Below are 13,709 nucleotides of genomic sequence, written 5' to 3' on the forward strand. Positions count from 1 at the left end.
CCAAGGTTGAGGTCGCGAGTTCGAACCTCGTTTCCCGCTCCAGATTCAGACCGGAAGCTGTCTTTAAAAGGTTTCACTGCGGGAATAGCTCGGTTGGTAGAGCGCAACCTTGCCAAGGTTGAGGTCGCACTTTCTTGTGACAAGAGCGAACCTCGTTTCCCGCTCCAGATTCAGACCTGAAAGCTGTCTTTAAAAGGTTTCACTGCGGGAATAGCTCAGTTGGTAGAGCGCAACCTTGCCAAGGTTGAGATCGCACTTTCTTGTGACAAGAGCGAACCTCGTTTCCCGCTCCAAATCTAGAGCTTGAGTGATGATTGTGTCATTTAAGTCAGAAGGATTGCGTCCCCTTCGTCTAGTGGCCTAGGACACCGCCCTTTCACGGCGGTAACAGGGGTTCGAGTCCCCTAGGGGACGCCACTTATTATCGAAATGTTGTATTTGCTATCCAGAATGGCATAATGCGACAGGTTGATATGGGGCTATAGCTCAGCTGGGAGAGCGCAACACTGGCAGTGTTGAGGTCAGCGGTTCGATCCCGCTTAGCTCCACCATTTCTATTGCGGTAATTACTCTGTTGTTAGACCACTCTATTCAGAGTGGTGTCACACTTTTTTGTGAAAAGAGTTATTGCATGCTTTGTTTCAAATCTAGAGCTTAAGTGGTGATTGCATCATTTAAGTCAGAAGGTTTTGCGTCCCCTTCGTCTAGTGGCCTAGGACACCGCCCTTTCACGGCGGTAACAGGGGTTCGAGTCCCCTAGGGGACGCCACTTATCTCTTTCAGAGAGTCAGGGCTGAAAAATCTTAAAATCACCTCGCAGACTGAATAGCTCAGTTAGCAGAATACAGCGCTTGCCAGCGTTGAGGTAAAACTTACTTGTCACAAGAGTCAGCCTCGTTTAAACATCCAATTAAAAAAAATCAGCCTGATGGCTGATTTTTTTTGCGTGAACTTCCTTATTTCCCTTTACCCATCAATCCTCAGTCATACTGTGATTTCGGATTGGTTTCTGGCTAAAATGAGCCTTAACGAGCTTGGGACTGACGTCTCTGCTTTTTCAGAGCTTTAAAGCCTTCTTTCAGTAAATCAACCAGCTTAAAGTCATTCTTGGCCGCATACACCTTAAATTCCCTGGAAAACTCAGGGGATACTCGGAAGCTGAGCCCGACCCATTCATCATTGGATGATTTGGCTTGCTGCTTATTTTTTGTGGTGGTGCTTTTGGGTTGTGCTTTCTGTCTGGGCATGGTCTTCCCCCATTCTTTTTTGTTTAGAGTTGTGTGGATTTATCGTCAAAAGTACTAAAGAGTTTAGAAGAAACGGGGGATTTCGCTGCTTTTGATGTTTTGAGAGGGGGGGGGGTTGGCTTGAGAGGTTCTGGCGAAGGGGGATAGACACCGGCAAAGGCCGGTGCCTAGGAGCCTGTCCGAGAATAGACTGCCCTACCGGCAACTGCTCCTGCGTTGCTCTAGCTCCTGCATCCATGCAGTCGTGCGGTGGCAGCAAATTGGTCTAAAAAGTCGGAAATTTTTAGTAAATAGAACCGCTATTCACTAAAAATTTCCGACTTTTTATCCTCAATTTTCTGCCATCCTCGCTACGGGCGCTATTCTCGGACAGGCTCCTAGCTCTGATTACAGCACGTCGATACTGCTCAGGTCATTATGGGCTTGCTCAAGACGGGAGATCATGGACTCCTGGCCAGCTCGCAGCCAAACCCGTGGGTCGTAGAACTTCTTGTTTGGCTTGTCGGCACCTTCAGGGTTGCCCAGCTGGCCCTGCAGGTAAGCTTCGTTCTTCTTGTAGTAGTTCAGAACGCCTTCCCAGCACGCCCATTGGGTGTCTGTGTCGATGTTCATCTTTACTACGCCGTAAGAGACGGATTCACGGATCTCTTCCAGGGTAGAGCCGGAGCCGCCGTGGAATACGAAGTTCAGTGACTTGGCCGGAAGGCCGAACTTCTCAGAGCAGTACTTCTGGGAGTTGTCGAGAATCTTCGGTGTCAGCTGAACGTTACCTGGCTTGTATACGCCGTGAACGTTGCCGAAAGAAGCGGCGATGGTGAAGCGGTGACTGATCTTGCTCAGAATTTCGTAAGCGTAGGCTACGTCTTCTGGCTGGGTGTACAGCATGGAGCTGTCCATGTGAGAGTTGTCAACGCCGTCTTCTTCACCGCCAGTGCAGCCCAGTTCGAACTCCAGTGTCATGTCCATCTTGGCCATACGCGTCAGGTATTCGGCGCAGGTGGCAATGTTTTCTTCCAGAGACTCTTCAGACAGGTCGATCATGTGCGAAGAGAACAGTGGCTTGCCGTGCTGCTCGTAAAACTCTTCACCCGCAGTCAGCAGAGCATCGATCCATGGCAGCAGTTTGCGTGCGGCGTGGTCAGTGTGAAGGATTACAGGGATGCCGTAAGCTTCAGCAACTGCGTGGACGTATTTTGCACCGGCAATGGCACCCAGGGCACCGGCAGGGTCAGTCTTCAGGCCTTTACCTGAGAAGAAGGACGCACCACCGTTGGAGAACTGAATGATAACAGGAGACTTCACTTTTGCCGCAGCTTCAAGAACTGCGTTGATTGAATCGGTACCAACAACGTTCACTGCTGGCAGCGCAAACTCACCGGCCTTGGCAGCTTCAAAGATTTTCTGAACGTCATCGCCGGTAACTACGCCTGGCTTTACCAGGTCCAGGATTTTTTGGGACATGTGGCTGATTCTTCCTCGATCAGGGGTTAACAGTGTGTTTCAGTTTGAGTACCGTGTCTGGTCAGGACTTCTATTCTTGCGGCTACCTGAACATATGTAGTTAACCAAATGAAATCATATATTTCTGACTAAGTTGTCAGTCACTCTGCGGCGTTGCAACTCCGGTCACATAGCTACGGCTATGCTCCCTACGTTGCGCCTTGCATAGCAACTGCCCACTTAGCCAGAAATATACGATTCCATTTGGCCAACTACTTAGCGACATAACCGAATCGTTCGGCATTTTGTCATCAGGGCTGAGAAATTCCGGATTAGACACTTCAAATCCTTGCTAATGATACGGAAAGGTTACAACAGGTAAAGCCTTTTTTCCTGATTAATAAAAAACTATGGCGGGGGGATTTTATAACTGTTGTTTATTGTTGTCTGTTTCTGTTTTTTTCAATGTGGTTGTGTTTTTTTCAGTGGCCGGATTTTGAAAGTGTTGTTTCAGTTTATTGGTTTTTATTGAGAAGGCCGTTTTTTAACAGTTTTTCCGAAGATTTAGTCTGGAAAAAAGCATGTCAATGTATGAATGCTGTTGATCTATTTTGGTCCTCTTTTGGCAAAAAAAATCAATAGTGGTTTTTTGATTTGAATCAGTTTTTTTGAGGTTTTCTTGTGTTGTAATGCTGAAGACAGAGAGCGATATATACCTTAAGTCAAATAAAAAATATTTTTAAATAATTATTTGGAATAAAAATTTTGTGATACCCAATGAACTTGCAAAGCCTAACGCAGGCAATTTTATCGAAGTTGAGAGTTTACCAATAAATGGCAATGGTCAGGCATTAATACTCAGGATGCACTATCTTGAGGAGGTTGAAATAGAAGACGGAGACCTGATGATTGCCAGCTTATTAAACAGCATTTCTATTCTGGGCAAAGATATAAAAAAACAGCCTCGGAATAATAGATAGTTTTTTTAAAGGTTATCTTGGTTAACTACTAGATAGAGGGCGATAATCATGGCCGGAAAAAAGCAGGCTGGAAAAACTGTAAATAAAGATGCAGTTGTTCAGGATGTTGATGCTCAGATTAATGCGTTAATTGAGCGGGCAATGGTGGCAAGGGAGAAGTTTCTCAAGCTGACTCAGGAAGATGTCGACAGGGTCACCAGGGCTATGGCTCTGGCGGGTCAGGCAGCTCATATGGAGTTGGCTCGAATGGCTGTTGAGGAGACCGGTCGTGGTATCCTGGAAGATAAGGTGACCAAAAACATCTTTGCCACCGAATATGTTTACCACTCCATCAAATACGATAAGACCGTAGGCGTTATTGAAGACAACGCCGAAGAAGATTTCATGCTGGTTGCTGAGCCTGTAGGCATTGTGTGTGGGGTGACTCCGGTGACTAACCCGACCTCCACCACCATGTTCAAGTCCATTATTTCTACCAAAACCCGTAACCCGATTATTTTTGCCTTCCACCCCTCCGCTCAGAAATGTTCCAGTGAAGCTGCCCGGATTGTTCGCGATGCGGCGGTTGCGGCCGGTGCCCCTGAAGACTGTGTGCTGTGGGTCGAGTACCCTTCCATTGAAGCGACTCAGAAGCTGATGACGCACCCTGAAGTCGCCGTTATTCTGGCGACCGGTGGCTCCGGCATGGTGCGCGCAGCCTACTCTTCCGGTAAGCCTGCCCTGGGCGTAGGTTCTGGTAACGTACCTTGCATTATTGACCAGTCTGCAGATATCAAGCAGGCCTGTAATGACCTGGTGATGTCCAAGAGCTTCGATAATGGCATGATCTGCGCTTCTGAGCAGGCCGCGATTGTGCATCAGGCGGTCTATAAAGCGGTGGTCAAAGAGCTGAAGTCCCAGAATGTTTACTTCACTACGCCAGAGGAAACCAGTCGACTGGCTGAAGTTGTCATTCATGACGGGCATGTCAACAGTAAGATTGTCGGTATGAAGCCGTCTTATATTGCCGAACTCGCCGGTATCAAGGTGCCTGGGAATACTCGTATTCTGGCTGCAGAAATTGAAGGTGTCGGTCCTGAGTTTCCGCTGTCCCGGGAAAAGCTCTCTCCGGTTCTGGGAGTGCTTAAGGCGAAAGATACCCATCATGCTGTTGAGCTGGCGGATCAAATGCTCAATTTTGGTGGTCTTGGACACTCTGCCGTGTTGCATGCCCAGGATAACCAGGTGATTGATGAGTTCTCTCTGGCCATGAAAGCCGGTCGTATCATTATCAACTCACCCAGTACCCACGGTGCCATTGGTGATATTTACAACACCAATATGCCTTCCCTGACTCTGGGTTGTGGTACCTACGGTGGTAACAGTACCACCTCCAACGTATCTGCGGTAAACCTGATCAATGTCAAGCGTGTTGCCAAGCGCCGGGTCAACATGCAGTGGTTTAAGCTTCCCAGAAAGATTTACTTCGAGGCCAACTCTCTTCAGTACCTTGAAAAGATGCAGGACATCTCTCGTGTATTTATTGTTACTGATGAGATTATTCAGTCCCTGGGTTATGTCGATAAAATCCTTTACCACCTGAGAAAGCGTACAACGCCGGTTCAGGTTGAAATTTTTAATCAGGTTGAGCCTGATCCAAGTCTGGAAACCGTCCGCAATGGTGCCCGGGAAATGGCACGGTTTAATCCGGATGTGATTATTGCCCTGGGCGGTGGTTCACCCATTGATGCAGCCAAGGGAATGTGGCTTTTCTATGAACAGCCGGATGCTGACTTTGCCGGTATGGCCCAGAAATTCCTGGATATCCGCAAGCGCGTCTACAAGTTCCCGCATCTGGGTAAGAAGGCGAAGCTGGTTGCGATTCCGACCACTTCCGGTACCGGTTCTGAGGTAACGTCCTTCGCTGTTATTACCGATAAGGAAAAAGGGGCCAAGTACCCACTGGCTGACTATGAGCTGACTCCGGATGTGGCCATTATTGATCCTAACCTGGTACTGACTGTTCCGAAGAAAGTGACAGCAGATACCGGCCTGGATGTGCTGACTCACGCCATGGAAGCTTATGTGTCGATCATGGCTTCAGATTACACCGATGCTCTGGCGATGAAAGCGATTCAGCTGGTCTTCGATTATCTGCCGCAGTCTTATGAAACCGCTGACCGAAAAGCCCGCGAGAAAATGCACAATGCGTCCTGTATTGCCGGCATGGCATTTGCCAACGCCTTCCTGGGCGTCAACCATGCGATTGCCCATAAGCTGGGTAATGAATTGCATATTTCTCACGGCCAGGCCAATGCGGTATTATTGCCTCACGTGATTGAGTATAACGGCTGCCCTAATCCCACCAAGGTGGCATCATTCCCGAAATATCAGTATTACATTGCCCACGAGAAGTATGCTGAGATTGCCAAAATGCTGGGCCTGCCCGCCAAGACGCCGGAAGAGGGCGTTAAATCCCTGGCCAATGCGGTTCGTGATTTGATGAAGCGCCTGGATATGCCTGCGTCCCTTCAGGAGATTGGTGTGGATGAGTCGCTGTTCAAGAGTAAAATCAGCATGCTGGCTAACCACGCCTTTGAAGATCAGACCACAACGGCGAATCCTCGTTTGCCATTGATTTCCGAGCTTGAGGCACTGCTCACCAAGGCTTATTACGGCAAATAACCTTCGTCTGAAATAGGTCGTATGCCTCTAATCAGAGCTTGGTTAGAGGCATTTTTTTTTAAGTAGTTGTTATTGGCTGTGGGTTAGTCCATCCCAGAAGGCTTTCATTTTGTCCATCAGAGACTGGCCTGCATCTTTTGCCTGTGTGGCAAGTTTTCCCGCTGACTCCTTGCCTTGTTCCAGTTCACAGGCTGTTCGCTCTCCCAGGCATTGTGCTTTGCAAGTGCTGTTGTCCTGCTCATTGATAAGACTCGATGCCTTGCATTTGGCTGCACAAACCGATTGCTTTTGCTCGCAATTCAGCACTTCGGCGGTGATCGTGGAAGAAAAAATCAGCATCCCGACAATAAATAGCTGTTTCATAAAAGACCAATATTAATAAACGATAAGAAGAATGATATTACCAGTTTACTTGATGTTGAGGGTCTGGGTATCAGCAGAAAAATCGATTTGTTGTGTTCTGTGATGTTATTGAGTGTTTAATTTTTTTGGGCCTGTTTCTGCGGTTATATTTTTTATTTATAAAAAATGAAATATTTGATGAATCTAATCATAACCAGTCAGATTGCCTGGCGTTTAAAAATGACTGATTACAAAAAAATTACATTTTTCTGGTGGTGAAAGGATCATACATTTACTGATGTCTTGCTTTCTGTCTTGTAACTATGTTTTTTTGGTTGTTGTTTTTTGATGGGATGGAACAGTTGTCTCTGTTGGTGTGCTTGTTAATGGATTATATTGCTTAAAATTGGTTTTTTTTGTTTTTTTGCTTTCAACCCTGAGTTACGGCAGCTTTGAGATATTTTAAGCGTATCTCTTCAGATACGTAGGTGGTTTCTGTCGTTTTTTTATTGTTGAATAGTTCGTCAGAGTCTTGTGATTAGAACTCTGTGGTCACCGATTCATGTTCATATTTGATAATGTCGATAAATAGGATCTTGCATTGGTGTAGCGGTGAGTGGGCCTGTAACGGGCTTGACTAGGGGGATTACAGTCCGCATTATCCATTTAGGTAAAGGTGCTGATCTGAATGTATGATGACAACGGATCTTGCTGACTGGCTAAGACAGCGTAATAGCGTGGTTCGTTGGGAGTACATATAAGAATTCGGAATCAATCAAAACTGTGACGGCTTTGCTGAATTCCGGTTTTTCGATCAAACTCTATATCACACTGGTGACCTATGAAGCTAACCAGTGGCTTCGACAATCGGTTGATCCCGGATGAGAAGCGGTGTGAAATTATGTGTTATGTATTGTTTTATTTTGCATATTTGTAACTTCGTACCACCAAGAAGTCAACCCTTGTCCGTAAGTTTATGTGCTTCAGGGATACAAGTCCTGTGGAGTGGATTTCGAAATGCGACAGCTAATCAATGTTGTTGTTTGTTTTTAGTGGTGCTGTGACTGGGTAAAATCTGTGATCTGCCGTTAAACCCTGTAGTTAGGTGTTTGGGGTTTGCGATAGGTGTATTTACTGTGCTGCATTCGCTGACGAAATCCTTTTTACTAGAGGCAGGGCGGTAATTCCGCTTTGATTAACGGTATTGGAGACATCATGATCAAGATTGCTATTAATGGCTACGGCCGTATCGGTCGCAACGTACTGCGCGCACTCTACGAAGCTGGCCGTCGCGATGAATACCAGATTGTTGCCATTAATGATCTGGGTGACACCAAAATCAATACTCACCTGACTAAGTACGACACCGTTCATGGCCGTTTCAACGCACAGGTTGAAGAAGGCGAAGGTGCTCTGTTCGTAAACGGTGATGAAATCAAGACTTTCTCTGAGCGTGACCCTTCCAAGCTGCCATGGGGCGAGCTGGGTGTTGACGTTGTCTTTGAATGTACTGGTGTTTTCCGTTCCAAAGATTCCTGCAAGCCACACCTGGATGCTGGTGCCAAGAAAGTTATCATTTCTGCGCCTGGCTCAAACGTTGACGCTACCATCGTTTACGGTGTGAACCACGACACTCTGACTGCAGATATGACCGTTATTTCTAACGCATCCTGCACCACTAACTGTCTGGCTCCTATCGCCAAGCCTCTGAACGATGCTCTGGGCATTGATAAGGGTCTGATGACCACTATCCACGCTTACACCAACGACCAGCGTCTGAGCGATGTATACCACTCTGACCTGTACCGTGCCCGTGCCGCTGCCATGAACATGATTCCAACCGCTACCGGTGCTGCTGCTGCTGTGGGTGAAGTTGTTCCTGAACTGAAAGGCAAGTTCGACGGCATGGCGGTTCGCGTACCGACCATCAACGTCTCTCTGGTGGACCTGAGCTTCGTTGCTGCACGTGAAACCACCGTTGAAGAAGTGAACGAAATCATTGCTATTGCTGCCAAGTCCAACCCGGCCATGGCAACTGTTCTGTCTGTGAACAACGAAGAGCTGGTTTCCATGGACTTCAACCACAGTCCGTTCTCTTCCAACTTCGATGCTACTCAGACTCGTGTTCTGGGCAACCTGGTTAAGGTTATGTCCTGGTACGACAACGAGTGGGGCTTCTCCAACCGTATGCTGGATACGGCCAAGGCCCTGATGAACGCGTAAGGCATTCACCCAGTGAACTCAACACAGGCTCGTTTAACGGGCCTGTGCTGGTTACGATAAATGATATACGTTGGCTGTTGGTAAACAAAGAGAAGACAGTGCTACGGGGCAAGATGGCTCCTATACTCTAACGGCACTTTCTTCTTTTGTTTGCACTCCGTTCAATACATTTGTCCTGCAGAGCAGAGGTGTACAGGTTGTGAACGGCTGCCATGCACATCATTAATCCATTAAGTAGTTGGCCAAATTTCATTTGGTTAACTACTTAAGGCCTGTCGCTTGCTGTAGACTCCGGTGGAGGCTGAAGGCTCCCACGACAGCGGCGGGTTCACAAGCGAGAGGATTATTATGCTCAGACGCACAAAAATTGTCGCAACCCTGGGACCTGCAACAGAATCTGAAGAACAATTGCAAAAGCTTATTGAAGCTGGCGTCAACGTTGTTCGCCTCAACTTCTCCCACGGTGATCCGGAAGATCACAAAGCCCGTGCCAAAACCATTCGTGAAATTGCTGCAAGGCTGAACCGTCCGGTTGCTATCCTGGGTGATCTGCAGGGGCCAAAGATTCGCATTGGCCGTTTCCAGAATGGCAAGATTCACCTTCCGGATGGCGCAACCTTTCACCTGGATGCCAGCCTTCCCATTGATGACGGCGATGAAACCCAGGTGGGGCTCGGTTATAAAGATCTGCCAAACGACTGCAAGGTTGGTGACATACTGCTGCTTGATGACGGGCGGATCAGCCTGGAAGTCATGGCTATTGATGGTCCGAGCATAAAGACCAAAGCGATCAATGGCGGTGAGCTGTCCAACAACAAGGGCATTAACCTTCAGGGTGGTGGTCTTTCTGCGGCGGCATTAACGGAAAAAGATAAGCAGGACATTCTTCTGGCGGCTGAGCTGGAAGTGGACTATCTGGCAGTATCTTTTGTCCGTCATGCCAGCGATGTTGAAGAAGCCCGTCGTCTACTCCATGAAGCTGGCGGAACCGCCGCTATACTGTCCAAGATTGAGCGGGCCGAGGTGGTGAACGACCATGACCTGCTGGCTGAAATTATTTCCGCATCCGATGCCGTGATGGTTGCCCGTGGTGACCTGGGTGTCGAAATTGGTGATCCTGAGCTGATTGGTGCCCAGAAGCACATGATCAGTGAAGCCCGTCGTCTGAATAAACCGGTCATTACCGCCACTCAGATGATGGAGTCCATGATTCACAACACGCAACCAACCCGGGCAGAAGTGTTTGACGTCGCCAATGCGGTACTGGATGGCACTGATGCCGTGATGTTATCCGGTGAAACCGCCACCGGTAAGCGCCCGGATGAAGTGGTCAAGGCCATGAGTCGCATTTGTCTCGGTGCTGAAAAACAGTCCGTTGAGTACATGACGGAGCGCCGCATTGGTCAGTTTACCAATATTGATGAGGCCATCGCTCAGGCAACCCTGTTTGCAGCTAACCATCAGAGTGACATTAAGGCCATCGTCTGTCTGACGAAAAGTGGTGCCACACCGCTGTGGATGTCCAGAATCAATACCCGCCTTCCTATTTTTGCCCTGACGCGTTACCAGACTACCGAGCGCCGGGTTGCCCTGTATCGTGGCGTGGAAGCGGTGGCTTTTGACAGTGGTACTGAGTACGGCCCGGAAGTCAATGGACGTGCAATTAATGTCCTCAAAGAGCTTGGTCTTTTGGAAGCAGGCGACAAGATTATTCTGACCAAAGGCGAAAGTCAGGAAATCGAAGGTGGTACCAACACCATGCAGATTATCAGCGTAAGCTGAGTCAACAGAACCTATTTATTTCTAATTGCTTTACCAGCAGTTAGGCACTTGGAAGGAGAAGAGCCTGGCATGACCGAATTAAAGAGAGTCGGAGTTTTGACTTCCGGGGGCGACGCTCCCGGTATGAATGCGGCCATCCGTGCCGCTGTTCGTGCCTGCATTTACTACGGTATTGTTCCCGTAGTGATTCAGGAAGGCTACAAAGGGTTGATTGAAAACCGTATGGAAGTGGCGGATGCCCGGACGGTTGCCAATATCATTAATCAGGGGGGGACCTTCCTGAAATCAGCCCGCTGTCAGGAGTTCCGCACCAAAGAAGGCCGTGTAAAGGCTTACGAAAATGCCCGGGCTGCTGAGCTGGATGGTTTGGTGGTGATCGGTGGTGATGGTTCATTCACCGGTGCCATGCTGCTGGAAGAAGAGCATGGTCTGCCCTGTATTGGCGTTCCCGGTACCATCGATAATGACATTTACGGGACAGACTTCACCATCGGTTATGACACAGCCCTGAATACCGTTGTCGAAGCCATCGATAAGATTCGTGATACTGCAACTTCTCACAACCGCCTGTTCTTCATTGAAGTGATGGGCCGTGATGCCGGCTTTATTGCTCTGAACACGGGTATTGCTTCCGGTGCAGAGGATATCCTGATTCCTGAGCAGGAAAAGACGGTTGAAGTGTTCATGGAATCTTTGCAGAAGAGTGGCCGTGCGGGCAAAACCTCCAGCATTATTGTGGTTGCTGAAGGTGATCGCAGTGGCGGTGTTTTTGAACTGTCCCGCGCTGTGGAAGAAAACTTTCCTGAATATGAAGTGAAGGTTACCGTGCTGGGGCATATCCAGCGTGGTGGCAAGCCTACCTGCTTTGACCGTGTTCTGGCCAGTCGTCTTGGTGTTGCTGCTGTAGAAGCGCTGCGCAATGGCGACAGTGGTATTATGGTCGGCGTTCGTGACCAGCAGGTGGTGAAAACCCCGCTGGAAAGAGCAATCAGTAAGCACAACCAGATTGACAATCACCTGATGAAAGTGGCTGAAATCGTTTCGGTTTGATTCTCTGGTGTCCAATGGTTGAATGCTGATCAGCAGATGACTAAAGTTCTTTAAGTCGGAAAAGCCTCTGAACAAGAGGCTTTTTGCTTTCCTCCCAGCCGGTATCAGCCGGTCCCGCATCTGTGAAGCGATCTCATGCCACGAGCAAGCTTCACAGAAGATTGTTGTAACAGCCGCAGGTAACAGTTATGGCTATCTTTGACTCTCTCAAAAAAAGTCTGGGCTTTGGCTCGAATGAGGGAACAGTCCTGAAGGCACCTTTGACGGGTAAGATTGTTCCCATAGAGGACGTTCCGGATCCGGTGTTTGCCGACAAGGTGGTGGGAGATGGTCTGGCCATTGGTCCAACCGGGCATATTATGGTCGCGCCCTGTGATGGTGTGATTGGCAAGATTTTTGAAACCAATCATGCTTTCAGTATGGAAACCCCCTCGGGCGTTGAGCTGTTTGTCCATTTTGGCATTGACACCGTGGAGCTGAAAGGGGAGGGCTTTAAACGGATAGCGACAGAAGGGCAGCGGATTAAAGCGGGTGATCCTGTGGTTGAAGTGGATCTTACTTTGCTGAAGGAAAAGGCGAGAAGTGTGGTAACGCCCATTGTGATCTCCAATATGGATGATGTCAGTCATCTGGAGAAGTCCACAGGGAATGTGCAGGCTGGGATTGATACGCTGTTGACTGTATATATGAAGTGAGTCGCTTTCAATGATGGCCAGCCAGACTGGTTTGGCCATTGACAAAAGTCCGCTTATACAAAAACCGTTCAGGCAGGAAAAGTGTCGCGCAGAAACACGACAAAGTCAGTTTTTTGGCATAAATGAAGGGATTTTCATTTGTTGAAACCTGGCTATGTTTTCAGCAAATTCTGGTGCGTCCTTATTAGCCATTGCCATCTCAAGGTCGAAAGCGTCAACTTTCAGATCATCACCAACGACACTGTTGAAGCTTTCTACTGCCTGTTTAAAGTTTGCTTTAGCCACATTAAGGTCAGATTCAAACGCTATGTGAGTATTACTTCTATGACTCAGGTCCTGTAACTCATTTTTACACTTTTGCATCTGTTTCAGGGTATCGCAAAGGTTGGTGAATTTTTTCTCAGTGTCTGGATTTTTGAGGGCCAGATCTATTGGCTGCTCAACACTCTCTTTTCTCTCCGTGCTTGACATAAATGCAGGGATTTTCATTTGTTTATATTTCGCTGCGTCTTCAGCAAATTCTGGCGAGTGTTTATTTGCCATTGCCATCTCAAGGTCTGATGCGTCAATTTGTTTATCCGCACTGACGGATTTATTGAAGCTTTTGACCGCCGCTTTATAGTCTGCTTTAACCAGCTGAACTTCAAGACTGCACACTCGGAATTCTTCCGTACCGCGTGTCAGGTTTTGTAAGTCATTTTTATAAGATTGCATCCGCTCCAAGGTAGAGCAAAGGGTGTCAAAATTCCTTTTGATGGTGGCTGGATTGGCCTGCTTTGCTGGCTGCTCAACATTCTTGCCTCTTGCTGGTTTGTCACTGATGGTTGGGCCGTGTTGCTGTGTTGGCTTGTACTTTTGGGCGTGTCTGTCCCGGATGCTGGTTTTTTCGGGTGTTGACGAAAAACGGGATAACAGGGATGACAGGAATGACTTGAATGTATTTGTTGTTGTGACCTTAAACCCGCGAAAGTCTCCCTCTGATTTATTGGTTTCCGGAGTTTTAACGTCGTTGATTGTCGGTGTCAGGTTGACAGGTTGATGGCCGCCGCCGACTCCATGCATCGCAGTGTCTCCCCAGCACAATTAAGAAGATAGTGAAATATAGTCTATTTGTCGGCTTGTATGGCTAATGAATGAGTGCAAGCCAGAAGGTATCTTTGACGGAATGAATGTTCCCATAAAGGATGTTTCGAATCCCGTGTTTGCTAGGAGGCTGACCGAGAATAGACTGCCCTACGCGGCAACTGCTCCTGCGTTGCCCTAGCTCCTGCATCCATGCAGTTGTG

At 48.0% G+C, this 13,709-nt stretch carries 10 protein-coding genes and 5 tRNA genes; 11 read left to right on the top strand and 4 right to left on the bottom strand.

Annotated elements, in window-relative coordinates; genetic code table 11:
* Positions 1 to 78: 78 nt before the first annotated feature.
* The 5 genes from ACO6UY_RS19355 to ACO6UY_RS19375 all read left to right on the top strand — a co-directional run bounded on the left by ACO6UY_RS19355 (position 79) and on the right by ACO6UY_RS19375 (position 769).
* Positions 79 to 167: transfer RNA gene (locus ACO6UY_RS19355), tRNA-Gly, on the top strand.
* A gap of 37 nt (positions 168 to 204) precedes the next feature.
* Positions 205 to 293 (top strand) — tRNA-Gly (locus tag ACO6UY_RS19360).
* A gap of 48 nt (positions 294 to 341) precedes the next feature.
* Positions 342 to 417, top strand: a tRNA-Glu gene (locus ACO6UY_RS19365).
* A 58-nt stretch (positions 418 to 475) separates the two neighbouring features.
* Positions 476 to 551 (top strand) — tRNA-Ala (locus ACO6UY_RS19370).
* Between the two features lie 142 nt (positions 552 to 693).
* A tRNA-Glu gene (locus ACO6UY_RS19375) sits at positions 694 to 769 on the top strand.
* Positions 770 to 1,025: 256 nt separating this feature from the next.
* Here the strand turns inward: ACO6UY_RS19375 and ACO6UY_RS19380 are convergent.
* Positions 1,026 to 1,247 (bottom strand): hypothetical protein, encoded by a 222-nt coding sequence (locus ACO6UY_RS19380; RefSeq protein WP_422490923.1) that lies wholly within the window; start codon positions 1,245 to 1,247, stop codon positions 1,026 to 1,028.
* 387 nt (positions 1,248 to 1,634) lie between these two features.
* Positions 1,635 to 2,708, bottom strand: a complete 1,074-nt coding sequence (gene fbaA / locus ACO6UY_RS19385; protein ID WP_422450273.1) for a class II fructose-bisphosphate aldolase — start codon at positions 2,706 to 2,708, stop codon at positions 1,635 to 1,637.
* Positions 2,709 to 3,454: 746 nt separating this feature from the next.
* Here fbaA and ACO6UY_RS19390 point away from each other — a divergent pair.
* Together ACO6UY_RS19390 and adhE are read left to right on the top strand one after the other, a co-directional pair.
* Positions 3,455 to 3,667, top strand: coding sequence for a hypothetical protein (locus ACO6UY_RS19390; protein WP_422450274.1), 213 nt, complete (start codon positions 3,455 to 3,457; stop codon positions 3,665 to 3,667).
* A gap of 48 nt (positions 3,668 to 3,715) precedes the next feature.
* The gene (adhE, locus tag ACO6UY_RS19395; RefSeq protein WP_422450275.1) at positions 3,716 to 6,331 is read left to right on the top strand and encodes a bifunctional acetaldehyde-CoA/alcohol dehydrogenase; all 2,616 of its coding nucleotides are present in this window, start codon (positions 3,716 to 3,718) and stop codon (positions 6,329 to 6,331) included.
* 69 nt (positions 6,332 to 6,400) lie between these two features.
* Here adhE and ACO6UY_RS19400 read toward each other — a convergent pair whose 3' ends face one another.
* Positions 6,401 to 6,694, bottom strand: coding sequence for a hypothetical protein (locus ACO6UY_RS19400; RefSeq protein WP_422450276.1), 294 nt, complete (start codon positions 6,692 to 6,694; stop codon positions 6,401 to 6,403).
* A gap of 1,191 nt (positions 6,695 to 7,885) precedes the next feature.
* Between ACO6UY_RS19400 and gap the strand changes: the two genes are divergently transcribed.
* The 4 genes from gap (at position 7,886) to crr (ending at position 12,423) form a co-directional block, all read left to right on the top strand.
* Positions 7,886 to 8,896 (top strand): type I glyceraldehyde-3-phosphate dehydrogenase, encoded by a 1,011-nt coding sequence (gene gap / locus ACO6UY_RS19405; RefSeq protein WP_209200596.1) that lies wholly within the window; start codon positions 7,886 to 7,888, stop codon positions 8,894 to 8,896.
* A gap of 348 nt (positions 8,897 to 9,244) precedes the next feature.
* Positions 9,245 to 10,678, top strand: coding sequence for a pyruvate kinase (pyk, locus tag ACO6UY_RS19410; protein ID WP_422450277.1), 1,434 nt, complete (start codon positions 9,245 to 9,247; stop codon positions 10,676 to 10,678).
* Positions 10,679 to 10,747: 69 nt separating this feature from the next.
* On the top strand, positions 10,748 to 11,728 hold the full coding sequence (gene pfkA, locus ACO6UY_RS19415; protein ID WP_422450278.1) for a 6-phosphofructokinase: 981 nt from the start codon (positions 10,748 to 10,750) through the stop codon (positions 11,726 to 11,728).
* A 188-nt stretch (positions 11,729 to 11,916) separates the two neighbouring features.
* Positions 11,917 to 12,423, top strand: a complete 507-nt coding sequence (gene crr, locus ACO6UY_RS19420; RefSeq protein WP_422450279.1) for a PTS glucose transporter subunit IIA — start codon at positions 11,917 to 11,919, stop codon at positions 12,421 to 12,423.
* 105 nt (positions 12,424 to 12,528) lie between these two features.
* Here crr and ACO6UY_RS19425 read toward each other — a convergent pair whose 3' ends face one another.
* A complete protein-coding gene (locus ACO6UY_RS19425; protein WP_422450280.1) occupies positions 12,529 to 13,137 on the bottom strand; it encodes a hypothetical protein in 609 nt (202 codons plus the stop codon).
* Between the last annotated feature and the right edge of the window lie 572 nt (positions 13,138 to 13,709).

This window comes from Endozoicomonas sp. ALE010, assembly GCF_049310165.1.
Taxonomy (GTDB): Bacteria; Pseudomonadota; Gammaproteobacteria; order Pseudomonadales; family Endozoicomonadaceae; genus Endozoicomonas.